22 protein-coding genes and 3 pseudogenes are annotated in these 26379 nt (G+C 74.2%); 13 read left to right on the forward strand and 12 right to left on the reverse strand.

Features of this window, described 5'->3' with window-relative positions:
* Window positions 1-351 (forward strand): annotated as a pseudogene (locus tag ACFP3V_RS12075) (hypothetical protein); the annotation flags it as partial.
* 216 nt (window positions 352-567) lie between these two features.
* On the opposite strand, the gene ACFP3V_RS12080 reads toward ACFP3V_RS12075, so the two are convergent.
* On the reverse strand, window positions 568-1656 hold the full coding sequence (locus ACFP3V_RS12080) for a DUF5937 family protein (RefSeq protein WP_380582886.1): 1089 nt from the start codon (window positions 1654-1656) through the stop codon (window positions 568-570).
* A gap of 100 nt (window positions 1657-1756) precedes the next feature.
* Between ACFP3V_RS12080 and ACFP3V_RS12085 the strand changes: the two genes are divergently transcribed.
* Window positions 1757-2995, forward strand: coding sequence for an MFS transporter (locus ACFP3V_RS12085; RefSeq protein ID WP_380582888.1), 1239 nt, complete (start codon window positions 1757-1759; stop codon window positions 2993-2995).
* 172 nt (window positions 2996-3167) lie between these two features.
* Window positions 3168-3998: an SAM-dependent methyltransferase gene (locus tag ACFP3V_RS12090; protein ID WP_380582890.1), complete on the forward strand. Its 831-nt coding sequence runs from the start codon at window positions 3168-3170 to the stop codon at window positions 3996-3998.
* Between the two features lie 14 nt (window positions 3999-4012).
* On the opposite strand, the gene ACFP3V_RS12095 is transcribed toward ACFP3V_RS12090, so the two are convergent.
* From ACFP3V_RS12095 to ACFP3V_RS12105, 3 genes are all read right to left on the reverse strand, one after another.
* Window positions 4013-5104 carry a UbiA family prenyltransferase gene (locus ACFP3V_RS12095; protein WP_380582892.1) on the reverse strand — a complete coding sequence of 364 codons (1092 nt, stop codon included), beginning with the start codon at window positions 5102-5104 and terminating at the stop codon, window positions 4013-4015.
* A 326-nt stretch (window positions 5105-5430) separates the two neighbouring features.
* Entirely contained in the window at window positions 5431-6582 is a 1152-nt protein-coding gene (locus ACFP3V_RS12100; RefSeq protein ID WP_380582894.1) for a CaiB/BaiF CoA transferase family protein, read from the reverse strand.
* Between the two features lie 58 nt (window positions 6583-6640).
* Window positions 6641-7795: an acyl-CoA dehydrogenase family protein gene (locus tag ACFP3V_RS12105; RefSeq protein WP_380582896.1), complete on the reverse strand. Its 1155-nt coding sequence runs from the start codon at window positions 7793-7795 to the stop codon at window positions 6641-6643.
* Between the two features lie 177 nt (window positions 7796-7972).
* Between ACFP3V_RS12105 and ACFP3V_RS12110 the strand changes: the two genes are divergently transcribed.
* Together ACFP3V_RS12110 and ACFP3V_RS12115 are read left to right on the forward strand one after the other, a co-directional pair.
* Window positions 7973-8980: an AraC family transcriptional regulator gene (locus ACFP3V_RS12110; RefSeq protein WP_380582898.1), complete on the forward strand. Its 1008-nt coding sequence runs from the start codon at window positions 7973-7975 to the stop codon at window positions 8978-8980.
* A gap of 109 nt (window positions 8981-9089) precedes the next feature.
* Window positions 9090-9962 (forward strand): AraC family transcriptional regulator, encoded by an 873-nt coding sequence (locus ACFP3V_RS12115; RefSeq protein ID WP_380582900.1) that lies wholly within the window; start codon window positions 9090-9092, stop codon window positions 9960-9962.
* A gap of 72 nt (window positions 9963-10034) precedes the next feature.
* On the opposite strand, the gene ACFP3V_RS12120 is transcribed toward ACFP3V_RS12115, so the two are convergent.
* Complete coding sequence (locus tag ACFP3V_RS12120; RefSeq protein ID WP_380582902.1) at window positions 10035-12182, reverse strand: 3-hydroxyacyl-CoA dehydrogenase NAD-binding domain-containing protein; 2148 nt, start codon at window positions 12180-12182, stop codon at window positions 10035-10037.
* Window positions 12183-12193: 11 nt separating this feature from the next.
* On the reverse strand, window positions 12194-13396 hold the full coding sequence (locus tag ACFP3V_RS12125; RefSeq protein WP_380582904.1) for an acetyl-CoA C-acetyltransferase: 1203 nt from the start codon (window positions 13394-13396) through the stop codon (window positions 12194-12196).
* A 132-nt stretch (window positions 13397-13528) separates the two neighbouring features.
* Here ACFP3V_RS12125 and ACFP3V_RS12130 point away from each other — a divergent pair, with 132 nt between their 5' ends.
* Together ACFP3V_RS12130 and ACFP3V_RS12135 are read left to right on the forward strand one after the other, a co-directional pair.
* Window positions 13529-13900 carry an FAD-dependent monooxygenase gene (locus ACFP3V_RS12130; RefSeq protein WP_380582906.1) on the forward strand — a complete coding sequence of 124 codons (372 nt, stop codon included), beginning with the start codon at window positions 13529-13531 and terminating at the stop codon, window positions 13898-13900.
* 4 nt (window positions 13901-13904) lie between these two features.
* A complete protein-coding gene (locus ACFP3V_RS12135) occupies window positions 13905-14663 on the forward strand; it encodes a class I SAM-dependent methyltransferase (RefSeq protein ID WP_380582908.1) in 759 nt (252 codons plus the stop codon).
* Window positions 14664-14895: 232 nt separating this feature from the next.
* Here the strand turns inward: ACFP3V_RS12135 and ACFP3V_RS12140 are convergent.
* Window positions 14896-15112, reverse strand: a pseudogene (locus ACFP3V_RS12140) (PIN domain-containing protein); the annotation flags it as partial.
* Window positions 15113-15248: 136 nt separating this feature from the next.
* The gene (locus tag ACFP3V_RS12145) at window positions 15249-15992 is read right to left on the reverse strand and encodes an endonuclease/exonuclease/phosphatase family protein (protein ID WP_380582910.1); all 744 of its coding nucleotides are present in this window, start codon (window positions 15990-15992) and stop codon (window positions 15249-15251) included.
* A gap of 128 nt (window positions 15993-16120) precedes the next feature.
* Between ACFP3V_RS12145 and ACFP3V_RS12150 the strand changes: the two genes are divergently transcribed.
* Window positions 16121-17797: a peptide-N4-asparagine amidase gene (locus ACFP3V_RS12150; protein WP_380582912.1), complete on the forward strand. Its 1677-nt coding sequence runs from the start codon at window positions 16121-16123 to the stop codon at window positions 17795-17797.
* Between the two features lie 104 nt (window positions 17798-17901).
* Here the strand turns inward: ACFP3V_RS12150 and ACFP3V_RS12155 are convergent, their stop codons facing one another.
* On the reverse strand, window positions 17902-18591 hold the full coding sequence (locus tag ACFP3V_RS12155; protein ID WP_380582914.1) for a TMEM175 family protein: 690 nt from the start codon (window positions 18589-18591) through the stop codon (window positions 17902-17904).
* Between the two features lie 131 nt (window positions 18592-18722).
* Here ACFP3V_RS12155 and ACFP3V_RS12160 point away from each other — a divergent pair, with 131 nt between their 5' ends.
* On the forward strand, window positions 18723-19064 hold the full coding sequence (locus ACFP3V_RS12160; RefSeq protein WP_380582916.1) for a DUF5713 family protein: 342 nt from the start codon (window positions 18723-18725) through the stop codon (window positions 19062-19064).
* Between the two features lie 329 nt (window positions 19065-19393).
* Window positions 19394-19708, forward strand: coding sequence for a hypothetical protein (locus ACFP3V_RS12165; protein ID WP_380582918.1), 315 nt, complete (start codon window positions 19394-19396; stop codon window positions 19706-19708).
* A gap of 30 nt (window positions 19709-19738) precedes the next feature.
* Here the strand turns inward: ACFP3V_RS12165 and ACFP3V_RS12170 are convergent, their stop codons facing one another.
* On the reverse strand, window positions 19739-20200 hold the full coding sequence (locus tag ACFP3V_RS12170; RefSeq protein WP_380582920.1) for an SsgA family sporulation/cell division regulator: 462 nt from the start codon (window positions 20198-20200) through the stop codon (window positions 19739-19741).
* 139 nt (window positions 20201-20339) lie between these two features.
* Window positions 20340-21818, reverse strand: coding sequence for a purine-cytosine permease family protein (locus ACFP3V_RS12175; RefSeq protein WP_380582922.1), 1479 nt, complete (start codon window positions 21816-21818; stop codon window positions 20340-20342).
* Window positions 21819-21888: 70 nt separating this feature from the next.
* On the opposite strand from ACFP3V_RS12175, the gene ACFP3V_RS12180 reads away from it, so the two are divergent.
* From ACFP3V_RS12180 to ACFP3V_RS12190, 3 genes are all read left to right on the forward strand, one after another.
* The gene (locus ACFP3V_RS12180) at window positions 21889-22518 is read left to right on the forward strand and encodes a TetR/AcrR family transcriptional regulator (protein ID WP_380582924.1); all 630 of its coding nucleotides are present in this window, start codon (window positions 21889-21891) and stop codon (window positions 22516-22518) included.
* A 26-nt stretch (window positions 22519-22544) separates the two neighbouring features.
* On the forward strand, window positions 22545-24161 hold the full coding sequence (locus tag ACFP3V_RS12185) for an amidohydrolase (protein ID WP_380582926.1): 1617 nt from the start codon (window positions 22545-22547) through the stop codon (window positions 24159-24161).
* Window positions 24162-24861: 700 nt separating this feature from the next.
* Window positions 24862-26046 (forward strand): zinc-dependent alcohol dehydrogenase, encoded by a 1185-nt coding sequence (locus tag ACFP3V_RS12190; protein WP_380582928.1) that lies wholly within the window; start codon window positions 24862-24864, stop codon window positions 26044-26046.
* 50 nt (window positions 26047-26096) lie between these two features.
* Here the strand turns inward: ACFP3V_RS12190 and ACFP3V_RS12195 are convergent.
* Window positions 26097-26379, reverse strand: a pseudogene (locus ACFP3V_RS12195) (SDR family NAD(P)-dependent oxidoreductase); the annotation flags it as partial.

Below are 26379 nucleotides of genomic sequence, written 5' to 3' on the forward strand. Positions count from 1 at the left end.
GCCCGCAGCGTCGCCGCCGCGGTGGCGGCCGGGCTGCTCGCCGCGGGCGCGCTGGTGCGCGGCGCGGAGGAGGTCGGCGTCGTGCGGGTACGCGCCGGCGTGGAGGCCGACGGCGCGGCGGAGCTCCGCGCCGGGCTGGCCGACGCGCTCGGCGACGGTGTGGCCGCAGGTGCCGAAGTCACGCTCGCCGCAGGCGAGTCGACGGGAGCCACCGGCACGGACGCCCCCTGCCGGGCGGCCGTGGACGACGTGTCCGGCGTCAGCAGCGCCCAGCCCAGCACCGCGGCCGCCACGACGCAGCCCAGCAGCGCGACCGGCAGCACCCCGACCCGACGCCGCCGCCGTGCGTGAGCGCGCGGCGCCTCCCTGGGCGGGACGAGCGTGAAGTACGCGGCGTCCCACTCCGGTGTCCCGGGCATCCCCTCTGTCCCCCCGACGGCGGGAATCTCCTCGGTCGCGCTGTCCTCGTGCATGCCCTTCCCCTGCTCGGTCCCGGCACATTCTGTCGAAGCCGCCCCGGCCCGCGCCAGCGGGACGCGCAGGTCAGCACGGGTCCGCGGGTGCGGATCAACGCAGCACGGCGGCCAGCAGGTCCGCGCCGAGGGCGGTGGTGGCGGGCAGGTCCAGGGCGTAGTGGACGTAGCGGCCGCGCCGGTCGGCGGTCAGCAGTCCGGCGCGGCGGAGCACCGCGAGGTGGCGGGAGACCTCAGGGGGCGTCAACTCCCAGGCGCGGGCGAGCTCCCCCGTGGTGTGCGGCCCGCGGGCCAGCGTGCGGACCAGGCGCAGCCGGACCGGGTGGGCGAGCGCCTCCAGCCGCAGCCGCACCGTCTCCAGCGGCACGGCCGCCACCGGCCGCCCCGCCTCCGCGGCGGGGTACTGCACGACCGGCTGCCAGCCGGCGGCATGCACGGCGACCAGGTGCGGGTGGCCGAAGAGGCTCGGCAGGAAGGTGACCCCCGCCTCCCCCGCCCCCGTCGCGTTGTCCTGCAGCTTGTCGAGGACGATGCAGCCCCCGTCGTCGGTCAGCGCCACGGCCCCCGACACGGACGCCAGCGCCGCGCCCAGCCCCTGACGTGCCCTCAGGTCGGCTTTGAGTCGCAGGTCCTGGGCCAGCTGCGCCAGGATCCCCGGCCAGGCCGCGTCGAAGAAGGCGTCGGCGCACTGCTCCAGCGTCTCCCGCACCCGTGCCCGGACCGCGCCCGGATCCGCCAGCAGCCGTTCCGCGAACGCCTCCTGCCGCGCGCCGCGCGCCTGGGCGCGGTCGAGCGCGTCCTCCCGGGCGGCGGCGACGCGCAACGGCGACCGGCCGCCGAAGCGGACGCGGTTGCTGCCGCAGGTGGTGACCAACGCGGCGAGGGTGTAGCGCTCGTCGTCGATGCGGTCCACGTCGTCCAGCTCGTCGGCGAGCGTGGCCCGGGGCCGGGCCGGAACGAGGAAGTCCGCGCGCGAGGACCGCCACAGGAACTCCGCCTCCTGCAAGCGCTCCGCCAGCTCCGGCCGCAGCGCCGCGCGGACCCCCGCCGCCCACGCGGCCAGCCGCGGATGGTGCTCCGGGGCGGCCAGCACGTGCAGCATCGCGGTCAGCTCCGCGAGCGGCGAGGCGGCGAAGCGGATCCGCTCGGGCGGGGTGCCGGTCAGGTCGATGCGCAGGGTCACGCCTCCATCGTGCCTGGTCGCCCCGGTCTGCCCGGCGTCGGTTGACGGTAGTCGTCAATCGACGTGACCCCGGCGGCAGCGGCCGCGCACCGTGGGCGGCATGACGACGATTCAGATCCGCCCCGGGGACCTGGTCCGCGCCTCGGGCGGCGCCCGCTACGCCCTCGCGCTGGGCGTGGACGCGCTCGGGACGGGCATGCTCCGCCCCTTCCTGCTGCTGTACGGCGTGACCGTGCTCGGCCTCTCCCCGGCGGCGACCGGCCTGTCCATGACGGTCGGCATCGTGGCCGGGCTGGTCTGCGTGCCCGCCGTCGGCCGATGGCTGGACCGGGGCGCGCGCAGCGCGGCGGTCGCCGCGTCGATGCTGGTGCGGGTGGCGGGCGTGCTCACGCTGCTGGCCGCACCGGACGGGAACGCGGTGGTGTTCACGGCCGCCGCCCTGCTCCTCGGCGTCGGCAACCAGGCATGGCCCGCCGCCCACGCGGCGCTGGTGGCCACGCTCGCCCAGGGCCGGACGCGGGACGCCGCACTGGCCGCCGGGCGCTCGCTGCGCAACGCCGGGCTGGGCGTGGGCGCGCTGGTCGCCGCCGGCTGCCTGGCCGGGGGCGCCCCGGCCTTCCGCGCGCTCGCGGCGGCCTCGGCGCTCGGCTACCTGCTCGCGGCCGTCCTCGCCTGGTCGGTGCGGGTGTCCGCCGACCCGACGGCCCATCAGCAGACGGACCGGGAGCGGGTATCCGGCCCTCGCCTGGGAGCACTGCTGCTGGCGAACATCGCCTACGTCTTCTGCCTGAACGTCCCGGAGGTGGCGCTTCCCCTGGTGCTGGTGACCCGGCTGCACGCCTCCCCGGTCTGGTCGGCGGCGGTGTTCGTGGCGAACACGGTTCTGGTGGTGGCGCTCCAGGTGCCGGTGACCGCCTGGATGGCACGCTTCACCCGGCCGACGGCGCTGGCCCTGTCGGGGGTCGTCCTGGCCCTGTCCTACCTGGGCTTCCTCGCCGCCGACCGGCTGGGCGGCTGGGCCGCGGCCGGCATCGCCGCGGTGTCCGTGCTCTGCACGCTGGGCGAGATCGTCTACGCCGGGAGCGCGACCGCGCTCGTCACGGCGGTCACCCCGGCCCCGGTGCTGGGCCGCGCGCTGGCCCGATTCCAGCTCTCGACGGGCTTCGGCCTCGCCGTCTCCCCGGCGGTGATGACCTCCCTCGCCGCACGCGGTCCCGCCGCGCTGTGGGGCACCCTTGCGGCGGGGACGCTGGGCGCGGCCGCCCTCGCGAAGGGACGGCCGAGCCGGGCGGGAGCCGGTTCCAGAGCCGTCAACAAGGGGGCGCACGGCGGGGACTGACGCAGACTCAGCCGCCCCGCGCCGGGCGAGGCGCCACGCCCGGCGGCGGATCGCCGCGCTCGCGGGCCGAGCCGTGGAGCGTGGCCGAGGAGCGCGGGCGTCCCCGGATAGGATCTTGTCGACGTCCGGAGCGGACGATCGGAGCGCACGTCCCGGGCGAAGGGAGAACTCCGTGGAGGGGTTCGATTGGATGACGCACGACGAGCACCGGCCCACCCCCGCCGACCTGCGCACCGATGTACCGTCCACGGCCCGCATGTACGACTACTTCCTCGGCGGCAAGGACAACTTCGAGGTCGACCGGCGGGCCGCCGAGAAGGTGATCCAGGCGTTCCCGGCCATCCTCGACACCACCCGCGCCAACCGGGCCTTCCTCGGCCGCGCCGTCCGCTTCGCCGCCGGGCAGGGGGTGGTCCAGTTCCTCGACATCGGCACCGGTATCCCGACCCAGGCCAACACCGACCAGGTCGCCCACGCCGTCGCCCCCGACGCGCGGGTCCTCTACGTCGACAACGACCCGATCGTGCTGCGCCACGCGGACGCCCTGATGGCCCAGGCCGACGGCCGCAAGCGCACCCGGGTGCTGCTGGGCGACCTGCGCGAGCCGGCGGCGATCCTCGCCGAGGCACGCCAACTCCTGGACTTCTCACAGCCGGTGGCCCTGATGCTGGTGGCCATCCTGCACTTCGTCAAGGACGAGGAGCACCCGCGCGAGATCGTGCGCACGCTGGTCGACGCCCTGCCGTCGGGCAGCATGCTCATCCTGTCCCACGCGACCGGCGACTTCATGCCCGACGCCTCGGTGCAGGTCCACCGCGCCGTCTACGACCGGGCCACCTCGCCGTTCATCGACCGCCCGCGTGCCGAGGTGGCGGCGTTCTTCGACGGACTGGAGCTGGTGGAGCCGGGACTGGTGCAACTGCCTTGGTGGCGCCCGGACGGGCCGGTCCCCGAGGGCTCCGAACGCGTCTCCGGCTGGGCGGGCGTCGGCGTCAAGCGCTGACGCCGGCGCCGCGTTCAGGCCGACGGACGGCCGTCAGCGGCCCGGCCGGCTGCGGCAGACCGTCGGGACGTCGCGACAGGGGTCGCCACGTCGTCGGGCGGCAGTGAGGCCAGGGTGAGCCCGGTGCGCGGGCCGTACCGGACCATGGAGGCGGCCTGCCCCAGCGTCAGCGCCAGCAGCACCACCAGGAGCAGGGAGCGCGTCGGCAGGCTCCATCCCGCCTGCGCGGTGGCGAGTTGGGCCAGTTGCAGCACCAGCAGGCCACGCCCGATCGCCGCCGTCCCGGCGATCAGGGCCTCCTCCCGACGGTGCCCGACCGGTCCGGCCAGGCGCCGCAGGATCAGCACTACCGCCGCGATGCAGAGCCCGTAGGCGCCGGCCGGCACCGGGGCGTCCGCAGCCCCGGGCGTGGTCACCAGCACGAGGCAGCCGCCGAGCGTCCAGCAGCAGGCGCTGAACAAACAGGTGGCCCGCCGGCCATGGCGGACCAGGAAGGTGCGTTTGCCGAACAGCGCGTCCCCGCGCACGTCGCGGAAGTCCTTGAGCAGGATGCGGCCGATGAACCCCGTGTAGAGGCCGAACAGCATCAGCAGGTCCCGCGGCCGGACGGCTGACCCCGTGGCCGTCAGCCCCAGCAGGTACGGCAGCGCCACGTAGCACGCGGGCAGCACCAGCGCGGCCACCGCGCCGCGGTCGGCGAGGCGCACCGGGCGCAGCGAGTAGCCCGCACTCACCGCCAGCGCGGCGAGCATGAGCAGCCCCGGCCGCACCCCGAGCAGGAAGGCCGCGGCCGACGCCACGGCTGCGGCCACCACCGCCGTGCGCACCAGGTCCCGGGCGCCCGCGGCGGCCGTGACCAGCGGCCGGCTCCGGTCCCCGGGCAGGTTGACCCGGTCGATGGCCTGGTCGGACAGGTCGTTGACGCAGACCGAGAAGAGCAGGAAGGCCAGCACCGGCACCAGGCACGCGGCCAGCAGGGACGGGTCCTCGGCGCGCCCGGCCTGCGCCAGGCCGAGCGCCGTGTAGAGCGCGAAGAGCACGGCCACGGCCGGGCGGCCCAGTGCCACCAGCACCCGGACCCGGTCGGCCGGCTGACGGACAGTCATGTGCGTCCTCCCCCTGCGGCCGTCACTTGTTCGGGAACAGCCGGATGGACCCGATCCACGTCAGCACCATCACGCCGAGCACCGAGAGGCCGCTCAGCAGCAGGCCGATGACGACCACGCAGCTCACCACGGTCACGGCCGTCTCCGCCCGCGACCGGCCCTTCGGCTGCGGCGGGTCGGGCGGCGCCCACGGATTCCCCACGAACCTTCCCCCTCCCGATGCGGCGCTGCCGGAGCATCCGTCAGTCTCCACGCCGGTGTCACCCGGCGCATGAGTATCCGTACTCAGATCCGCAGGCGGTCCCAGGGCGATCCGAAGGCCGGCCTCAGCCCTGTCGCAGCGCGCCCGAGGCCGTCAGCCCGTCGATCTCCTCGGGGTCGAGTCCCCACTCCGCAAGCGCCGTTCGGGTGTGCTCGCCCGGCAGGGGGGAGCCGGAGGCCACCGCGCCCGGGGTGCGGGAGAAGCGTGGGGCGGGGGCGGGCTGCGCGTGGCCGTCGACATCGACGAAGGAGGCGCGGGCCCGGTTGTGGGGATGCTCAGGAGCCTCGAAGGGGCTGAGGACGGGGGTGACGCAGGCGTCCGCGCCCTCCAGCAGCGCGGCCCACTCGTCGCGGGTGCGCGTGGCGAACGCGGACTCCAGACGGCGCGTCAACTCCGGCCAGGCGGTGGGGTCGTGGGGGTCGGGCAGCGCCTCCTCGGCCAGGTCCAGCCGCCGGACCAGTTCCGCCCAGAACTGGGGCTCCAGCGCGCCCACGGCCACGAACTTCCCGTCCGCGCAGGCGTAGCTGCGGTACCACGGCGCGGACCCGTCGAAGAGGTTGCCGCCCCGCTCGCGCCGCCACAGGCCCTGGGCGTGCAGGCCGTGCACGATGCCGGACAGCAGCGCGGCGCCCTCGACCATGGAGGCGTCCACGACCTGCCCGCGCCCGGAACGCTCCCGCTCCCACAGCGCCGCGAGCACACCCACGGCCAGCAGCATCCCGCCGCCGCCGAAGTCGGCCACGTAGTTGAGCGGCGGCAGCGGCGGGCCGTCGCCCGGGCCGAGCGGCTCCAGGGCGCCGGACAGGGCGAGGTAGTTGATGTCGTGTCCGGCGCGCTCGGCCATCGGGCCGTGCTGCCCGTAGCCGGTCATCCGGGCGTAGACCAGGCGCGGGTTGCGCTCCAGGCAGACGTCGGGCCCCAGCCCCAGCCGCTCGCACACGCCCGGTCGGAAGCCCTCCACCAGGACGTCGGCGCGCTCCACGAGCCGCAGCACGGCCGCCGCACCGTCGGGATGCTTGAGGTCGACGCCGACGGAGCGCCGCCCGCGCGTCAGCGGGTCGGAGACGCGCGTGGCCCCGCCGGGCGGACGCACGACGGCCGCGCGGTCGATGCGCAGCACCTCCGCACCGAGGTCGGACAGGACGGTGCAGGCGAAGGGGGCCGGGGCGAGGCCGGCGAGTTCCAGCACGCGCAGGCCGGTGAGGGGTCCGGTCACAGGGTGGCTCTCCGAAGGGTTCCGAGGGGCGTCACAGGCGGCAGGCGGGTGAGGGGGGTCAGACGCCCAGCGAGCGGCCGATGATCTCCTTCATGATCTCGGTCGTCCCGCCGTAGATGGTCTGCACCCGGCTGTCCAGAAACGCACGCGCCACCGGGTACTCCGTCATGAAGCCGTAGCCGCCGTGCAGTTGCAGGCAGCGGTCGACGACGCGGTTCTGCATCTCGGTGGTCCACCACTTGGCCATGGCCGCGTCCGGGACGGTCAGCGTGCCCGCGTTGTAGTCGGCGATGCTGCGGTCCAGCAGCAGCCGGCCCAACCGCACGTCGGTGGCCAGCTCCGCCAGCGTGAACCGGTTGGCCTGGAAGCTGCCGATCGGGCGGCCGAAGGCGGTGCGCTCCTTGCAGTAGGCCAGCGTGGCGTCGAACACCGCCTCGGCCGCCGCCACCGCCACGACGGCGATGGACAGCCGCTCCCGAGGCAGGGCGTTCATCAGGTGGACGAAGCCCTGGTTCTCGCCGCCGAGCAGGTTGGCGGCGGGCACGCGCACGTCGTCGAAGAACAGTTCGGCGGTGTCCTGCGCCTTGAGTCCGATCTTGTCGAGGTTGCGCCCCCGGGCGAAGCCGGGCATGTCCCGCTCGACCACCAGCAGGCTCAGGCCGTGCGCGCCCTTGCCGGGGTCGGTGCCGGCGACGACGATGACCAGGTCCGCGTTGATGCCGTTGGTGATGAAGGTCTTCGCGCCGTTGAGGACGTAGTGGTCGCCGTCCCGCCGCGCCGTGGTCGCGATGGACTGCAGGTCACTGCCCGCCCCCGGCTCGGTCATCGCGATGGCCGTGATCAGCTCGCCGCTGCAGAAGCCGGGCAGCCAGCGCCGCTTCTGCTCCTCCGTCGCCAGCTCCAGCAGGTAGGGGGCGACGACGTCGTTGTGCAGGGTGAAGCCGAGGCCCGAGGCCCCCGCGCGGGCCACCTCCTCGTCGAGGACGGCGTTGTAGCGGAAGTCGCGCACCCCGCCGCCGCCGTACTCCTCCGGGACGTCCGTGCCGAGCAGCCCGGTCTTGCCCGCCTCGCGCCACAGCTGCCGGGGCACGATGCCGTCCTCCTCCCAGCGCGCGTGATGCGGCGTCACCTCGCGGTGCAGGAACGCCCGGACCGTGGCGCGGAAGGCCTCGTGGTCCTCCGTGTAGAGCCGGCTCTCGGCGGTGGCGGACAACCTGCGCCCCTCTCCTGTGCTGCGGTGACCGTCCGGTATGGTCGGCGGACCGGACTTCCGGGTTCTGTCGACGCAGCTCAGCATGGACGAGCGGGAGGGCGGGGGAACATGACCACAGCGCTCAGCCGGGGTGACCGGTCCGATCGCGCCGCCCGTCCGGCTCCCGGGTTCTGACGCGTGCTCACCCGCTCCGTCGCCATCCACCACGTCCGGGCCGCGCTGCGCGGAGCCGCACGCCGGGGCGCGGACACCACGGCGCTGCTGGAGTCCGCCGGGATACCGGCGGCGCTGCTGCGGCAGGACCGGGCCCGGGTCTCCCCGGAGCAGTTCGCCACGCTGATCCGGGCGACCTGGCTGGCCCTGGACGACGAACTGCTCGGCTTCGGCCCGATGCCGAGCCGCTCCGGCACCTTCGCCATGATGTGCACCCTGGTCGTGCACTCCTGCCCGGACCTGCGCTCGGCCCTGCGCCGCTGCGGCGACTTCTACGCGCTGTTCCCCTTCGGCCCCCGGTTCCAGCTCACCGAGTCCCCGGCCGACGGGGAGGCACAGGTCCTCTTCGACCTCGAAGGCGTGCCGGACCCGGACCGTTTCGTCGCCGAGACGCTCATGGTGATCGTGCACCGCTTCTCGGGCTGGCTGATCCGCCGTCGGATCGAGCTGCTGCGGGCCGAGTTCGCCTATCCGGTCCCCGCGCACGCCCTCGAGTACGACCTGCTCTTCGGCGCTCCCTGCCGCTTCGACGCCGAACGCACGGCGCTGGTCCTCGACCGGGCGCTGCTGGACGAGCCGGTGGTGCAGGACGCGGAGGGCCTGGAGCGCTTCCTGCGCGCGGCACCGGCTGACCTGCTCGCGCGCACGGACTTCGGCAACACGACGGCGGCGCGGGTGCGCCGCATCATCGGCCGGGGACTGCCGGGCGCCCTGCCGGGGACGGACGAGGTCGCGGCCGCCCTGTCGGTCAGCCCGCAGACGCTGCGCCGCCGCCTGGCCGCCGAGGGCACCTCCTTCCAGGAGGTCCGCGACCAGCTGCGCCGGGACCACGCGGTGGCGGCCCTGGCGAGCGGGCGGGTGCCGATCGAGGAACTCTCCCGCCGCCTCGGCTTCTCCGAGCCGAGCGCCTTCCACCGCGCCTTCCGCCGCTGGACCGGCTCCACCCCCCGCAGCTACCAGCCGGGCGGCTGAGCACCGCCCCCGGGGTCCCTGGGCCCCGATCGAAGCGGGCACAGGATGTCGGGCGCCGGGCACCGGCCCGTTCCTACGGTGGTGAGCTGTCAAGGGGAAGGAGTCCACGGTGCTGGAGCGGCTGAACCAGGCCCTGGAGCACATCGAGGAGCACCTCGAACAGCGGGTCGACGCCATGGAGTTGGCGCGGATCGCGCACACGTCGGAGTACCACTTCCGGCGCATGTTCTCCGCGCTGGCCGGGATGCCGCTGTCGGAGTACGTGCGGCGCAGGCGCATGTCGCTGGCCGGTGCCGAGGTGCTGGCCGGGCGCCGCACGCTGCTGGAGATCGCGGTGCGCTACGGCTACACCTCGGTCGAGGCCTTCGGCCGCGCGTTCCGCTCGGTCCACGGTGTCGGCCCGGGCCAGGCCCGGCGCGCCGGGACGGTGACGCTGCGCACCCAGCCGCGGCTGTCCTTCCGACTCGTCGTCGAAGGGAGCAGCACCATGCAGTACCGGGTGGTGGACAAGGACGGGTTCCGCATCGTCGGCCGGCGGGCGCGGGTCCCGCTGGTCCACAAAGGGGTCAACCCCGCCATCGCGGACTTCGTCAGCGGGATCGGCCCGGAGACGGCGCGGCGCATCGCCGAGCTGTCGGACCAGGAGCCGGAGGGCGTCGTCTCGGTGGTCGAGCACCTCTCGGACAGCCGGGAGGAGGGCGCCGAACTCGACTACTGGCACGCGGTGGTGAGCAGTCGGGACCCGGACGCCGGGGACCTGGACGTGCAGGAGGTCCCGGCAGGCACCTGGGCCGTCTTCGCGAACGAGGGCCCGTACCCGCAGGCTCTCCAGGATCTGTGGCGGGACGTCTACACCCAGTGGTTCCCGTCCACGCGGTACGTGAGCCGTCCGGGGCCGGAGATCCTGCGCACGCGCCCGACGCCGGACGGGGCCCAGGCCCGGACCGAGCTGTGGATCCCGGTGGACCGGGCGGAGAGCTGACGGACCGGGACGGCGGCGGTGCCGCCCAGCGGCCGCGCCCCGCGGCACCGCCGCCGCTGGTCCGACGGGGAGTCAGAAGCGCTCCCCCGCGGCTGCCTTGGCTCGCAGTCCCGGCGTCGGGCGGAACCGCTCGCCGTAGGCGTCGGCCAGTTCGTCGGCCCGGGCGACGAACCGGTCGAGGCCGGTGGCGTTGACGAACTGGAGCGTGCCGCCGGTCCACGGCGCGAAGCCGATGCCGAGGACGGAACCGACGTTGGCGTCGGCCACCGAGGTCAGCACGCCCTCCTCCAGGATGCGGACGGTCTCCAGCGCCTGGATGTAGAGCAGCCTGTCCCGCACGTCCTGCTCGGGGACGCCCAGGCCGTCGCCCTTGGTCCACCGCTGCACCAGGCCGGGCCACAGGTACTTGGCGCCGTCGGCCGGGTACTCGTAGAAGCCGGCGCCGCCCGCCTTGCCCGTCCGGCCCAGCTCGCCGGTCATGGCCAGCAGTACCTCGTAGGCGGGGCCGGCGCCGAGCCCGGCCGGGGCGGCGTCGCCCAGGTCGGTCATGGTCTGCGCGCGGATCCTCAACGGCAGCGTCAGCGTGACCTCGTCGCAGACCGCGAGCGGGCCGACGGCCATGCCCGCCTTGCGGGCGACGTTCTCGACCAGCGCCGGGTGCACGCCCTCGCCGAGCAGGGCGATGCCCTCGGTGAGGTAGGTGCCGAAGGTGCGCGACGTGTAGAAGCCGCGGCTGTCGTTGACGACGATCGGTGTCTTCCGGATCTGCAGCACGTAGTCGAAGGCGCGGGCCAGCGTCTCGGGTGCGGTCCGGCTGCCGGTGATGATCTCGACCAGCGGCATCCGGTCCACCGGGGAGAAGAAGTGCAGGCCGATGAACCGCTCCGGCTCCGGCACGGCCCCGGCCAGCCCGGTGATCGGCAGCGTGGAGGTGTTGGAGGCGATGACCGCGTCCGGCAGCACCTCCTTCTCGGCCGTGCCGAGCACCCGCAGCTTGAGGTCGCGGTCCTCGAACACGGCCTCGACGACGAGGTCGCAGCCGGCCAGGTCGGCGTCGCTGCCGGTCGGGGTGATCCGGGCGAGCAGCGCGTCCCGCTTCGCGGCGGTCAGCCGCCCCTTGGCGACCCGCCGGTCCAGCCGGGCCGCGACAGCCTCGACGCCGCGCCGGGCGGCGGCCTCGTCCACGTCCTTGAGCACGACGTCGATCCCGGCCTGCGCGCTGACCTCGGCGATCCCCGCGCCCATCATGCCCGCACCGAGGACCGCGACCCGGCGGACCGGGCGGGCCTCGGGGCCCTGCGGGCGGGACCGCCCGGCCTTGATCTCGTTGAGCTGGAACCAGAAGGTCCCGATCATGTTCTTGGCGGTCTGACCGGTCGTCAGCTCGGTCATGTACTCGGACTCGACGGCCAGCGCGGTCTCGAAGTCCAGCAGGGCGCCTTCGACGGCGGCGGCCAGGATCCGCTCGACGGCCGGGTAGCAGCCGTGGGTCTTCTGCCGGACGACGGCGGGCGCGGCGGCCAGCAGCGGATAGCTCTCCGGGTCGAAGGGCTTCAGGTCCGGCACCCGGTGGCCGGGGCGGTCCCAGGGCTGCAGCGGCTGCGGGTCGGCCAGCACCCAGGCGCGTGCCTTGGCCACCAACTCGTCGCGATCGTGGGCGAGTTCGTCCACCCATCCGGCCTTCAGCGCCTGCTCCGGGCGCAGCTGCCTGCCCTCGGACAGCAGCGGCAGCGCGCGCTGGACTCCGAACATCCGCACGGTGCGGGCGATGCCCCCGGCGCCGGGCAGCAGGCCCAGCGTCACCTCGGGGAAGCCGAGCCGGATGGACGGGTCGTCCAGGCAGACCCGGTGGTGGCAGGCGAGCGCCAGCTCCAGACCGCCGCCGAGCGCACTGCCGTTGACCGCGGCGACGACCGGCCGGCCCAGGGTCTCCAGCGCCCGCAACTGCCCCTTGACGACGTCGAGTTCGCGGCGGAACTCGGCGGCGTGGGCCTGGTCGACCTGGATCAGGGTGTTCAGGTCGCCGCCCGCGAAGAAGGTCTGCTTGGCCGAGGTGATCACCACACCGGTGATGTCCTCGACCTGCGCCCGCAGCCGCTCGACGGTGGCGCCCATGGCGTCCCGGTAGGCGGCGTTCATGACGTTGGCGGAGCCGGGCAGGTCGAGGGTCAGCGTGACGACGCCCTCGTCGTCGCGGCTCAAGTGGATCGGGTTGCTCATCGGTCCGCTCCTCACACCCGCTCGATGACGGTCGCGATGCCCATGCCGCCGCCCACGCACAGCGTGGCCAGGCCGCGCCGCAGGTCGCGGCGCTCCAGCTCGTCCAGCAGGGTGCCGAGCAGCATCGCCCCGGTCGCCCCGAGGGGGTGCCCGAGCGCGATGGCACCGCCGTTGACGTTCACCTTCTCGGCGGGGACGCCGAGTTCGGCCTGGAACTTGAGGACGACGGCGGCGAAGGCCTCGTTCACCTCGAACAGGTCGATGTCCGCGACGCCAAGTCCGGCCCGGTCCAGCGCCTTGCGCGCGGCCGGGGCGGGCCCGGTCAGCATGAGGGTGGGCTCGGTGCCGACGACCGCCGTCGAGACGATCCGGGCCCGGGCGGTCAGTCCCGACCGCCGTCCGGCGTCCGCGTTGCCGATGAGCACGGCGGAGGCGCCGTCCACGATCTGCGAGGAGTTCCCGGCGGTGTGCAGGTGGTGCACGCGCTCGACCTGCGGGTAGCGGTCGACGGCGACGGCGTCGAAGCCGATCTCCCCCTGGAGGGCGAAGGCCGGCTGCAGCGTGCCGAGGCCCTGGACGGTCGTGGTGGGCCGGATCGCCTCGTCCTCCGCGAGCACCAGCAGTCCGTTGCGGTCGCGGACGGGCACGATCGAGCGCTCGAAGTAGCCCTTCTCGCGGGCCTCGGCGGCCCGGGCGTGCGAGGTGGCGGCGAGCTGGTCGAGCTCCTCGCGGGTGTACCCCTCCAGAGTGGCGATCAGGTCGGCGCTGATGCCTTGCGGCACGAAGTGCGTCTGCAGGTTCGTCATCGGGTCGGCCACCCAGGCGCCGCCGTCCGAGCCCATCGGCACCCGCGACATGGACTCGACGCCGCCGGCCACCACCAGGTCCTCGAAACCGGAGGCGACCTTGGCGGCGGCGAGGTTGACGGCCTCCAGTCCCGAAGCGCAGAACCGGTTGACCTGGACGCCTGCCGCCCGCGTGTCCCAGCCGGCGACGAGGACGGCGGTGCGCGCGATGTCCGCGCCCTGCTCCCCGACCGGGGACACGACGCCGAGCACCACGTCGTCCACCCGTGCGGTGTCCAGGTCCTGACGCTCCGCCAGCGCGCGCAGCAGCCCGGCGGCGAGGTCGACGGGCTTGATGCGGTGGAGTGCCCCCCGCTTGCCCCGGCCGCGCGGCGTGCGCACGGCGTCGAAGATCAGTGCTTCGCTCATACCCGGACGCTACGGGTGCGCCCCCGCGCGGCCCATGACCCAGCCGCTCAGCCTCATTGACCCGGCCGCCCGCAGCCCGTCGCCGAGGCGGCCGAGGCCGACGAACCCTTCGTCCCCCGCCGCATCCGCGCCGTGCCGGTCGGAGACCGCTGGGACCGCGTCCCCGGTGCCACCCTCCTTGGCGACGCCGCGCACCTGCTGTCCCCCTTCGGGGGCGAGGGCGCCAACCTCGCCATGCTGGACGGCGGAGCCGGGCGGCGCCCCTGCCGCCCACACGGGCGCCCCCGGGGCCGCACTCACCGCCCACAGGTCCGGCCCCTTTCCCGCAGTGCGGCCTTCGCCGCCTCGGCGGCGGGCTTTGAGATGCAACTCGGCCCGCCCCGTTGGCAGGCCTGCTGGAGCAGCTCACCCGCCGCCAAGCCGAAGCGAACTGACGACGAGTCAGCACGAGGCGACCTCGCGGGAAATCCCTTCGACATCCCCGCCCACGCCAGGAATCGTTGAGGCCATGCGACAGGACGAGATCTGGGACGCCGAGGCCGCCGCGCGCTACGACACGCCGGGCACCGGCATGTTCGCCCCCGAGGTGCTGGAGCCGACGGTCGACCGGCTGGCCCGACTCGCGGGCGGCGGACGGGCCCTGGAGTTCGCCATCGGCACCGGCAGGGTCGCCGTCCCGCTGTCCCGGCGCGGCGTGCCGGTGGCCGGCGTCGAGCTGTCGCAGCCCATGCTCGACCGCCTGCGCACCAAGGCCGACGCGACGCACATCCCCGTCGTCCTCGGCGACATGGCCACCGCCACGGTCCCGGACCCGGGCTCCTTCGCGCTGGTCTACCTCGTCTACAACACCGTCGCCAACCTGCTCACGCAGGCGGAGCAGGTCGCCTGCTTCCGCAACGCCGCCCGCCATCTGCGGCCCGGCGGCCGCTTCGTGATCGAGCTGTGGGTGCCGGAGCTGCGGAGACTGCCGCCGGGCCAGCCCGCCACGGTGTTCAGCGTGCGTCCCGGGTACGTCGGACTCGACACCTACGACGTCGTGGACCAGCAGGTCGTCTCGCACCACTTCTACTTCGCCGAAGCCGGCACCGAGGCGCGGCTGTTCCGCACGCCGCATCGCTACATCTGGCCCGCGGAGCTGGACCTGATGGCCCAACTGGCGGGCTTCACGCTGGAGTCCCGCCACGCGGACTGGAACGGCACGGAGTTCACGGCCGAGTCGCCGTCCCACGTCTCCGTCTACCGCCTCCCGGGCGGCGACGGAGCCTGATCCGCCGCTCGGCCCGGGGTCCCCCAGGCCGTCCCAACGGCCGACCCGGCAGCGCGCCTTCGGGCCGGCGCCGCTGGGCGGGACAAGGGGTGCCAACCCCCGCAGCCGTGGCGGACTTCACTGGGCGCGGCCATGAGACCGCAGCCAGGCCGCGGGTCCCCGAAGATCTCGTCAGCCAACTCCCCCGTCCTCCCCACCGCCCCAGGCAGCAACCCCGAGTTGCCAACAGCATTCAGCGGTCGGCAGTTCCGGGCGGGACGACCCACCGTGCGGGCTGGCCGGTGATCGTCGCGATCATGTCGAAGTCGCCGTCGTAGTCAAGCACCGTCGACCGGCCTCAGCTCGGCCGTGGCAGCGATCAGCAGATCCGCGAGGGACAGCGCCCGATGGAACCCCGAGTTCAGCGCGCAGCGCTGCCCGTCGAGCGCACGCGCGAAGCACTCCGCGTCGCAAGATGCGCATGGCTGGCTTCAGCGACCATGTCCTCATCGAGGTCTATGACAGTCCGGGCCGTGTCCGTCTCGACGCGTGCGCGGCTGATGCTTCCGCACAACGATGCCGTCGCAGCACGTGATCCGACATCGTTCATTGCCTCGCGGGGGCCACCCGCGCCCGCACCGGGTTGTGGTCCGAGAGGCCGTGTACATCCTCGACGGCGGCCTCGTCCGCGTCCGCGCCGTGCGTGACGACGTGGTCGATCCAGGCCGACTTCTCCGCGCCGACGTCGCGCGGCCGGGTCGGGGCGGCGTCCGGCGGCAGGGGGGCGATCGTGAAACCGGGGCCGAGTTCCGTGGCGACCGTGGCGCGGTCCGCGTTGAAGTCGCCGAGCAGGACGGCCGGGCCGGGCCCGGCCGCGGCCACCACCTCTGCCAGACGGGCCAGTTGAGCCGGACGCCGGGGACCTGTGCTGACGTGGGTGGCGACGAGGAGCAGGCCCCCGGCCCGCACCGCGAGCAGCCCCTTGCCCGGGTCGGTCGCGAAGGCCTCCGCTGCCACCACCTCCCCGGGCGGCCCGTCCAGGACCAGCACCAGGTGCTCGTCCCGGCACGACAGCCGCGTGGGGACCCGGCGCGGCTTCGGCACGCGCGGGTAGCGGAAGCTGTGCACGGTCCGCGACACCGGCAACGCCTGCCGCAACGAGGCGAGTTGGTCTCCGCTCACCTCCTGCAGCGCGATCACGGCCTCGCTCGTCCTGGCCACCCACGCCGAGACCGCCGCGATCCGCTCGGCCTCGTCCGGCCACCGGTCCAGGACGTGGCTGCTCCAGTTCTCCGCGTGGACGCGGTGCAGGACGTTCCAGGTGGCGACGGCCGTCGCGGAGGTGACCATGGGCCGATGCTATGCGGATCCGGTCCCCCGCCGCCGGGCGCGGCACCGCAGGGTTGACGCCACGTCAGCGGAGGGTGCAGGGTCCCCTCTTGTCCATGTCAAGATCGACGCGACACTGAGGGGACCTCATGCGCATCGCGGGCCTGCTCGGAACAGCCGCCCTGCTGTGTGCTGCCCTCCTCGGCACGGGAACCGCCCGGGCCGACGGCGGGCAGATGGAAACCGGCTATCAGAACCCGGTCACCGCGCTTCCACCGGTGAGCGCCCCGGCGACGCCGCACTGCACGGTCACCGCCATGCAGCAGGACTTCGGCAACACCATCTCCTCCCCCGCCTGGACCGGCACGCTCACACCGCCCGCGGACTGCGCGGGCCCGTGGACGAAGGTGGTGCTGACCTGGTCCGGCAGCGTCCAGGGCCGCCAGTACGACCGGCTCGCGGGCGTCTGGATCGGCGGCGCCGAGGTGCTGCGCACCAGCACCCCCGAGCCGACCCAGGACGGGATCAGCTGGAGCCTGCAGAAGGACGTCTCGCCGTTCATCCCGCTGCTGCGCACCCCGCAGCCGGTCACCGTCTCGCTGGGCAACGTGGTCAACTCCACCTACACCGGCGTCTACCACATGAAGCTGACGCTGACCTACTACCAGGCCGACCGCCACCACCCGGCCGCGCACACCGCCGACCAGGTGCTGCCCCTCTCGGCCTCCAGCACCGACACCGGCTGGACCTACCTCGCCCCGGGCACGTCCTCCTCGAAGACGGTCACGCTGCCGCGCAACCTCACCGGCGTGCAGATGGAGCTCTACGCCCGCGGCGGCGGCTGCGACGAGCAGTGGTTCACCGCCGTGCCCGACGACCTCGCCGCCCGCTACCCCGACTACCTGTGCGGCGGCGGCCCCTACCGCGAGGTGCAGGTCTCGGTGGACGGCCGCCCGGCCGGGCTCGCCCAGCCCTACCCGGTCGTCTACTCCGGCGGCATCGTGCCCACCCTCTGGCGGCCGATCCCGGCCATCGACCAGTTCGTCACGCAGCCCTACGGCCTCGACCTCACCCCGTTCGCCGGGCTGCTCACCGACGGCCGCCCCCACACGTTCACCCTGACGCCCTACGGCGCGGCCGACGGCTGGACCGTGGACAGCACCCTGTTCCTGACGACCGATCACCACGCCGCGCAGACGCACGGCGCGCTCACCGCGGACACCCTCTCCCTCTCCCCCGCCGTCACCACCACGGAGACCCCGGGGTCGGCGGCCGGCTCCACCGACGTGCGGGTCGCGGCCGACCGTGACTGGACGACCTCCGGCTGGCTGGAGACCTCCGCCGGCCGCGTCCGCACGACGGTGCACCAGCACGCGGGCTACCTGAACACCGACACCGTGTCCGACGGGGGCAAGCACCAGGTGATGTCCCAGCTCCAGTCCGGCGTCACCACCGTCACCACCGACCCGGAGCACGGCCCGGCGACGGCGACCCGGCACAGCTGGTCCTACCCGATCACCGTCGACTCGGACGTCGCCCTCTACACCGACGGCAACAACTACTCCCTGGCCGCCACCGTCCACCAGGGCCGCGTCCTGCGCGACGCCGTCCGGCGGGGCGACCACTGGAGCGGCACCGGCTTCACCGACGACACCGTGGACGCCACGGGCGTCCTCGCCCGCAGCGCCGGGGTGGTCACCGCCGCCGACGGCACCGACTCGGAGCACTGGTTCGGCACCACCGACACCGGCTCCTGCTACGACCACGAGATCCACGCCGCACACGGCTATGTGACCTCGGACCAGGTCTCCGCCTGCCGCTGGTGAGAACCCGCTCCACCGCGGCCCGCCGGGTGCTCCACCCCGGTGGGCCGCATGGCAGGCCCCCCGAGCGGCGGACGCAGCCTCGCGCCGGCGGCGCCCGTACCCGGTCAGGAGGTGGTGACCCGCTCCTGCTCCCCAGCTTCCGTGGCGCGCACCGGAGTTCCCGGGCGACCGCCGACCCGCGTGCGGGTGGGGGGCGCCCGACGCCCGATGACGAAGTACGCCACCAGGGCCGCGCAGAGCGCGAGCGATCCCATCGGACTCACCAGGGCCAGCAGTGCGGCCAGCGCGTAACCTGCGGGCCCGAGAAGGGACTTGCGGCGGGCCGCGCGCGCCTGCTCCCGCGCTCCGGGGTGCAGCAGCTCGGGGTGGCGGCACAGGTGGTTCCAGAACAGGGTGAACCAGAGCGCGGACGCGGTCATCGACAGCGCGTACAGCACGGCCGCCGACGTCGCCCCGATGCCGCGCAGGTGGCTGCCGAGCGTGGCGGTGGGGAGCGGCAGGAAGCTGATCGTCGCCAGCATGCCGATGTTCAGCAGCAGCAACGTCCGGTCCACCTGGCGCACTTGGTGGAACAGGTTGTGGTGGTGGATCCAGGCGATGCCGATCACCAGGAACGTCACCGCGTAGGTGTCCAACGCCGGCCACTGGTGCCCCAGCGTCCGCCACACCGGCTGCCCCGCCGCGGGCGCCTTGAGGTCGAGGATCAGCAGCGTCGCGGCGATCGCGATCACTCCGTCACTCAGCGCGGACAACCGCGCGGGCGTGATGTGCAGGGCCTCCGGCTCGACGTCCACGACAGGCTCCCCCTCCTGGTCTCCGCGACGCGCCCCATCCTAGGCGGCGGCGACGGCCGTCCCACGCGGGCGTTGTCAGTGGCAGGAGACATGATCGGACCGGACACAGTCGGAGGGAAAGAGCGAGATCCATGGCGATCACCAACCGCAGCGCGGCCGAGCACCCCTTCCTGCGGGAGCTGTACGCGGACGGGTACTACCCCGACCCCGTGGTCGACCGGGGCCGGGCGGTCCTGGTGCGGCTGTGCGAGCGCATCGAGACCGAACGCCCCTCGGACCTGGGCGCGTTGTACGTGCTGACCCAGGCGGCAACGGCGGAGTTCAACCTGCTGGAGGCGGCGTTCGAGGCCGCCGGCAGCGAGATCGAGACGGTCGCGCGGGAGGCCATCGCCGAGGACTTCTGGTTCATCGCCTCGGCCTACGGCTTCGGCGACGCCGACGTGGAGGAGCTGATCGCCACCCGGGAGTGGTGAGCGCCGGCCAGTCGTGCAACGGCCTCGGTACCCGCAAGGGCGCGGCACCGCGCCCGGACCTGCGACGTCACCGGCGCCCATGTGCCGAACCCCAGGTCCGACGAAGCGCGTGCGCACCGGCCCGGCGCACGGTCGCCCCACACGCGATCCTCGGCCAACTGGGCGGCATCCCGCCAGGGTTGCAGGGCGAGGCGACGCCGCTTCGGCGGACACGGCCGCGGATACGCCTTCGTCTGCGCGCGACGCGCGACGGCGGCGTTCCTCCGGCAGTGCTGACGCGCCGCTCCGCATGGTGCAAACTGCACGCCGACGAGGAGGAGGCAGCCCCCGTGCTGCTGTGGGTGGCGATACCTGTTCTGGGCCTGCTGTGGGCCCAGGTGGTCCTGGGGGTGGTGCACGTCGGCACCGGCCGTCCGGTGCCCAGGTGGGCCGGGTGGAACCGGATCCAGGAGCGGGGAGGGTTGGTCACCCGCGCGGGCGTCGCGGGCTTCGTCACTCTGGGTCTGGCCACCAGTCCGTCCATGCCCTGGCATGCCGGCCTCGGCCCCTTCCTGGCGCAGGAATCCCGGACCTGGCTTGCCGCCATGGCCGGTGCCGTCGCGGTCCCGGCCGGGCTGGCCTGGCTGATGACGCGCCGCCGGTGAGGTCCGTCCCACGCGATGCGACCCGATCCCTCAATCCGCGTCCCGCCCCAGGCGGTTGACCATGTCGTCGAGGTCCACGTGCAGGTGCTCCGTCCCTGCCGGGACGATCCGCAGGGAGCGCATCGCGAACTCCTCCACCTCCCACGCGGCCGCGCGCAGGACGGCCGGGTCGTCCGGGTGGCCGAGGGTGATGAAGACGTGGCCGCGGCTGGGGCCGATGCCCGGGCGGACGCGGACGTCGCCGTGGCCGGCCTGCTCGTGCAGGCCGGCCAGGAGCAGGTCGCGGGCGAAGAACCAGGCGGCCGGGTCGGGCAGGTCCACATGGCAGTCCAGCCGGACCGCGTACGGGTCGTCGCGGCTGTAGGTGAGCCGCGAGGGCACCGGCAGGTTGACGCCGGCCTCGGTGAAGAGCGTCAGCAGCAGGTCCGTGCCGCAGGCCGCGGCCGCGGTCCAGGAGACCGCCGGGCGGTGGCGAGGATGGCCGAACATCATGGGCGGGCCTCCGCAGCAGGGCGCCTGACGACACGGTCGCCTCGGACACCACGGACACCACGAACAGGACCGACCTGGGGCGACGCCTGCAGAAACGGTTCTGCACCCGCGCCGCGCCCTCTCACCAGAACGCCTGAGCTCATACCCCGCTCAACGAGTGGGCCGCCTTCTGGTTCCGGTCCCGGTTCCGGCCACGGTTCTGACGGAAGGTCAGCCCGGAGTACAGCGCCGCCGCGAGGACCATCCCCACCGGCAGCGACAGGTCCGTCCCGTCCAGCGCCCTCGCCACCGGCCCGGTGAAGCTGGGCGTCGAGACGCACAGGAACGCGCACCCCGACGCCGCCAGCAGGGCCACCGCCCCCGCAGGGTTGACGCCGCCCCGGTACCAGAAGGGCCCACCCCGCCGTTCGTCGCTCAACTCGACGCCGTCGTAACGGTTCCGGCGCAGCAGCACGTCCGTGGCGTAGACGGCCGTGCTCGGGCCCATCAGCGCGACCATCAGCTCCAGCACGCTGCTCACGGTGTCCAGGAAGTTGGAGACCAGCAGCGCGTAGAGGGTCAGCGCCACCCCGAGCGTGCCGTCCAGGGCGACGCTGCGCGAGCGGCGGATGCGGATGCCCACGGCCTGCAGGGCGAGGCCCGAACTGTACGCGGTCATCGCGTTGTTGCAGACCGCCGAGAGCACGATCGCGAGCAGGAACGCGGGCACGAACCAGCCCGGGAGGATCTTCTCCAGGGCACTCTGCGGGTCGGACATGTCCAGCGCCGTCCCGGCGATCGCGCCGACCGCCGTGAACAGCACGCTGGGGACGAACGCCCCGAGCGCGGTCCACCCCGCGACGGCGCCGGGGCGGGTGTCCCGGGGCAGGTACCGGGAGAAGTCGGAGCTGTTGGTGTAGGACAGCGGCGCGGACGCGATCAGCACCAGCCCGCCCGCCAGCGCGGCGACCAGCCCGCCGCCGTGCATCGCCTGCGCGGGACGGTGGTTCCAGTCGGCGTCGGCGAGGACGTACCCGGAGAGCACGAGGAAGACCGCCGTCAGCGCAAGCGTGAACGGCAGGTACAGCTTCACGATCGTGGCGTGCCCGTAGACGCTGATGGCGAGCGTGGCGGCCGCGACCGCGACGATGACGACGACCTTGACGGGCGTGCCCACCGGCACCCCGGCCCGGTCCAGCAGGTCGAACGCCGCCAGCGAGCCGGCGGCCCAACTGAGCGCCAGGTAGCAGACGCTGACGAACCAACCGGTCAGCAGGATGTTGGCCCGGTTGCCCCGCACCCCGTACATCGCCCGCATGACGATCTCGCTCGGCGTCCCGGAGGCGGGGCCGCTCACCGCGATCAGGCCGACCAGCGCCCAGAACAGGTTGCCGACCACGATCACGGCCAGCGCCTGCCACAGGGTCAGCCCGATCAGCACCAGGGTCCCGCCGACCACCAGGTTCAGGTAGCTGACGTTGGGCGCGGCCCACACCGCGAAGAGCTCCCGGGCCCGGCCGTGGCGCTCGCTGTCGGGGATGACGTCGATGCCGTGGGCTTCCACTCTGCCGAGCTGCTGCCCGGCGGGGCGTGGGGCCTCGGGGGTCTCCCGGTGGGGGTCTGGGATCGTGGCGTCCATGGAGTCCTCCGAACCAACAAGCACTGAGGGCGGCTTGTCTATTGGTCGCACATCCAATAGCGTGCGGGGCATGTCGTCAAGCGTCCAGCCCAAGCGGATCCGGAAATCGCCGGAGGCCCGCCGCGCCGAGATCGTGGCCACGGCCGCCGCGATCGCCCTGGCCGAGGGGCTGGAGTGCATCACGATGCGCCGCGTCGCCGACGAGCTGTCCGTCCGCCCGGGCCTGATCAGCCACTACTTCCCGGTGGCCGAGGAACTGGTCGCCGAGGCCTTCGGCGACGCCGCCGGAGGCGAGCTGGACGAGCTGATCCCGGCCGAACGCCCGCACGGCCGACCCGTCGAGCACCTGGCCCGCTTCCTCTCCCGCACCTCCGGCGAGGCCTACGACGGGATGAGCCGGCTCTGGCTCAACGCCCGCCACCTGAGCCGCTACCGGCCCGGCCTGCGCGACCGCGTCGGCCACCAGGAGGCCCAGTGGCGGGACCGGCTGTCCGGCCTGATCCGGGACGGGGTGGCCGCCGGCGACTTCCGCACCGAGGACCCGCTGCTCGCGGCGATCCACATCCTGGTGGTCATGGACGGCCTCGGCGCCCATGCCAACACCGAACGCGGCAACCGCCACCCGGCCGTCGCCGGCCTGGCGACCGCCACCGCCGAGCGGGTGCTCGGGCTGACACCCGGGGCCCTCTCGCCCAGCTGACCCACCCACGCACCAAGGAGCCGCCCGTGCCCACCGATCTCGTCCTGCTCAACTCCCGGCTGCTGGACCCGGGCACGGGCGGCCTCCTGCCTCAGACCGCGCTGGCCGCCGCCGACGGCCGGATCGCCGCCCTCGGCGACGACAGAGGGATCGGTGCCCTGGCCGGGCCGGGTACGACCGTCGTGGACCTCAAGGGCGCGGTCGTCGTCCCCGGCTTCACCGACGGACACCTCCATCCCGTCTCCGGCGCCGAGCGGACCATGGGCGTGGACCTGTCCGCGTGCAAGGACCTCGCCTCCGTCCGGGCCGCGCTCGACGCCGCCCGACGCTCCCTCAGGCCCGGTGCCTGGCTGCGGGGTTGGGGCCTGGACCCGAACGCCTTCGGTGAGCAGCCCGTCGGCTTCGCCGCCGTCGGCGCGGTCCTGGACGGTGTCCCGGCCGCGATCGACCTCTTCGACGCCCACTCCATGCTGGCGAGCCCCCGCGCCCTGGAGCTGGCCGGGATCGACGGGCCGCGCCGCTTCGCCCAGGCCTCGGAGATCGTCTGCGACGCCGACGGCCGCCCCACCGGGCTGCTGCTCGAGGACGCCGCCTGCGCCCTGGTCGAGGCGGTGGCCCCGGTGCCGACGGAGGGGGAACTGCTCGACCGTACGGCCGAGGTGCTGCGCACGATGGCGGCGGCGGGTCTGACGGGTGGTCATGCCATGGACGGCATGCGGCTGGGCTTCTACGCGGAACTGGAGGAGCGCGGCGAGCTGGCCCTGCGCTTCCGGATCGCACCCTGGTGCCAGCCCGGCGCCGACGCGGACGCGGTGGCGGAGCTGGTCCGGCTGCAGGGCACCGGGGGTGCGCTGTGGCAGGTCGCGGGCGTGAAGCTGTTCATGGACGGCACCATCGACAACGGCACGGCCTGGCTGGAACGACCAGACTGCCACGGCGAGTCCACCCACGCCTTCTGGCCGGACCCGCAGCGCTACACCGAGGTCGTCGGCGAGCTGCACCGTGCCGGTGTCGCCACCGCCACCCACGCCATCGGCGACGCGGCGGTCCGGCACGCACTGGACGCGGTGGAGAAGGCGCGGACGGAGGGCGGGCGCGAGGTGCGGCACCGGATCGAGCACATCGAGACCGTGCCGGACGACACCGTGGCCCGCTTCGCGCGGCTCGGCGTGACCGCCTCGATGCAGCCGACGCACTGCTGCGAGTTCACCCGGGCCGACCACACCGACAACTGGTCGCGCCGGCTGGGCGAGGAGCGCGCGTCCCGGGCGTTCCGCTGCCGGGACCTGTGGGAGGCCGGTGCCCGGGTGGTCATCGGATCGGACTGGCCGATCGCGCCGTTCCCGCCGCTGACGGTCATGGCCGGCGCCCGGCACCGCCGTCCGAGCGACCTGTCGCTGCCCCCGCACGGCCCGGAGCAGGCGCTGACGCCCCTTCAGGCGCTGCAGGCGTACACGGTGAACCCGGCCTGGACGGCGTGCGAGGAGCGGCAGGCCGGCCGCTTGGCGGTCGGCTTCCGTGCCGACCTGACCGTCCTGGCCGACAACCCGCTGAACGTGCGGGACACCGAACTGCGTGACGTTCCCGTGCGGCTCACCGCAGTGGCCGGACGGGTCACCCACCGGGCCCCGGACGTGAGTTGAGCCTGTGCCGCCGTCCGCGGCTCCGCCTGGATCGGCGGGCGCCGTCGGGCCTGGGACAGGCCAGCATCGGGCCCGGCGCACGCGAAACCGGGAGAAGCCAGGGAGACGGCCGAGCCCGGGGACGAAGCCGGGGGACGGCGGAGCCGGGGAGCACGGACAGCACGAGCCGTCGTCCGAGCTGTGCGGGCGGCCCTTCCTCCGCGGGCTGGGGCCTGGCCCTGGCGGATCGGTCCGGGCAGCCCGCCCCGTCCCCGGGGCGAGGGGTGCCCCCGGCACGGCGAGGCCCAGGTCAGGTGCCCAGGGCTACCGAGGCGTCGGGCGGGCCAGCACGGACGGCACGAGCCGGCACCCGAGCTCCGCGGGCCGCCCTTCCTCCGCGGGCTGGGGCGTGGCCCTGGCGGATCGGTCCGAGCAGCCCGCCCCGCCCCCGGGGCGAGGGGTGCCCCCGGGGCGGCCGGGTCCAAGGCGGCGGGGCGCGCCCCCTACTCGGCGTACCCGGGCGTTCGCCGAGCAGGGGGACCGCCGGGTCCGGACGGTGGGGAGCGGCGCGGAGCCGGGAGGATCCACCGGACAGGCCCCGAGTGAGCCGCCCGGAGGGATGGACGGGGGTGGGGCGGGAAGGCGCGGGGCGAGACGAGGTGGGCGCGAACCGGCAGGGACGGTGGGCGCCCACCCGTACCCGAGCCACCCTGGAGGCGACGTGAAAGCCGTGACCTGGCACGGACGCCGGGACGTCCGGACCGAGTCCGTACCCGACCCCGCCCTGCGTGACCCCACGGACTGCGTGGTCCAGGTGACCTCGACCGGTCTGTGCGGATCCGACCTGCACCTCTACGACCCGCTCGGGGCCTTCCTGGACGAGGGGGACATCCTCGGCCACGAGGCCATGGGCGTCGTGGCCGAGGTCGGCCCGGAGGTGCGCACGCTCTCGCCCGGCGACCGCGTGGTGGTGCCGTTCAACCTCTCCTGCGGCACCTGCTTCATGTGCCGCCAAGGCCTGCAGTCGCAGTGCGAAACCACGCAGGTGCACGCCTACGGCACCGGGGCCTCGCTCTTCGGCTACACCAAGCTGTACGGCCAAGTCCCCGGCGGGCAGGCCGAGTTCGTCCGCGTCCCGTTCGCCGACACGCTGCCCGTCGCGGTCCCCGAGGGCCCACCGGACGACCGGTACGTCTTCCTCTCGGACGTCCTGCCCACGGCCTGGCAGGCGGTCGAGTACGCGGCCGTGCCCGAGGGCGGCAGCCTGGTCGTCCTGGGCCTGGGCCCGATCGGCGACATGTGCACACGCATCGCGCGGCTGCGCGGCGTCGGCACGGTGATCGGCATCGACCTGGTCACCGAGCGCCTGGAGCGGGCCAGGACCCTTGGCACCCACGTGATCGACCTGCGCGAGCACGGCCGTGACGTCGTGGAGCTGGTGCGCGAACTGACCGACGGGCGGGGCGCGGACGCGGTCGTGGACGCCGTGGGCATGGAGGCGCACGGCTCCCCCGTCGCCAAGGCGGGCCAGCAGCTGACCGGCCTGCTGCCGGACGCGGTCGCCGCCGCGATGATGCAGCGCTTCGGCGTGGACCGGCTCAGCGCCCTGCACCTCGCGGTGGAACTGGTCCGGCGCGGCGGCACGGTCTCCGTGTCCGGGGTCTACGGCGGGATGACCGACCCGATGCCGATGATGCGGATGTTCGACAAGCAGATCCAGCTGAGGATGGGTCAGGCCAACGTCCGCCGCTGGGTGGACGACATCCTGCCGCTCCTGACGGACGCGGACCCGCTCGGCGTCGACGGCTTCGCCACCCACCACCTCCCCCTGGAGCATGCGCCCGAGGCGTACAAGATGTTCCGCGACAAGCGTGACGGCGCGGTCAAGGTGCTCTTCCAGCCCTGAGACCCTGTCGCCCGAAGGCCGCGAGCCGCGCCGTGGCCGCGGCGCCCCGCTCAGGCCGCGCCGTGGCCGCGGGGCTGGTTGAACCGGGCCGCCGCCCGGTCGCCCAGGGTGGTGAGCCGGTCCACCAGCGCCGACCGCAGCCGGTGCGAGACCTCGGCCCCCGAGCGCTGCGGCTCCCCCGCAGCGTCCGGGCCGGGCAGTAGCCGGGCGGTGGCGGCGAGCAGCCGGGCGGTCGTCGCGGGGGCCAACCCGGCCGCGCGGACGCCCAGCTTCGCCGCCGGGGTGAGCACCACCTCGGGACGCCGCCGGAGGGCGGCCCGGACGACGGTCCGG

The sequence above is a fragment of the Streptacidiphilus monticola genome (assembly GCF_042658505.1).
In the GTDB taxonomy this organism is placed as follows: domain Bacteria; phylum Actinomycetota; class Actinomycetes; order Streptomycetales; family Streptomycetaceae; genus Streptacidiphilus; species Streptacidiphilus monticola.

What these genes read in the sequence shown, in the direction of transcription:
- ACFP3V_RS12125 (WP_380582904.1), bottom strand. Translation starts at nt 13,396, where the DNA reads ATGAGCGAAGCACTGATCTTCGACGCCGTGCGCACGCCGCGCGGCCGG.
- ACFP3V_RS12150 (WP_380582912.1), top strand. Translation starts at nt 16,121, where the DNA reads ATGCGCATCGCGGGCCTGCTCGGAACAGCCGCCCTGCTGTGTGCTGCC.
- ACFP3V_RS12170 (WP_380582920.1), bottom strand. Translation starts at nt 20,200, where the DNA reads ATGATGTTCGGCCATCCTCGCCACCGCCCGGCGGTCTCCTGGACCGCG.
- ACFP3V_RS12145 (WP_380582910.1), bottom strand. Translation starts at nt 15,992, where the DNA reads ATGGTCACCTCCGCGACGGCCGTCGCCACCTGGAACGTCCTGCACCGC.
- ACFP3V_RS12160 (WP_380582916.1), top strand. Translation starts at nt 18,723, where the DNA reads ATGGCGATCACCAACCGCAGCGCGGCCGAGCACCCCTTCCTGCGGGAG.
- ACFP3V_RS12085 (WP_380582888.1), top strand. Translation starts at nt 1,757, where the DNA reads ATGACGACGATTCAGATCCGCCCCGGGGACCTGGTCCGCGCCTCGGGC.
- ACFP3V_RS12095 (WP_380582892.1), bottom strand. Translation starts at nt 5,104, where the DNA reads ATGACTGTCCGTCAGCCGGCCGACCGGGTCCGGGTGCTGGTGGCACTG.
- ACFP3V_RS12135 (WP_380582908.1), top strand. Translation starts at nt 13,905, where the DNA reads ATGCGACAGGACGAGATCTGGGACGCCGAGGCCGCCGCGCGCTACGAC.
- ACFP3V_RS12180 (WP_380582924.1), top strand. Translation starts at nt 21,889, where the DNA reads ATGTCGTCAAGCGTCCAGCCCAAGCGGATCCGGAAATCGCCGGAGGCC.
- ACFP3V_RS12175 (WP_380582922.1), bottom strand. Translation starts at nt 21,818, where the DNA reads ATGGACGCCACGATCCCAGACCCCCACCGGGAGACCCCCGAGGCCCCA.
- ACFP3V_RS12120 (WP_380582902.1), bottom strand. Translation starts at nt 12,182, where the DNA reads ATGAGCAACCCGATCCACTTGAGCCGCGACGACGAGGGCGTCGTCACG.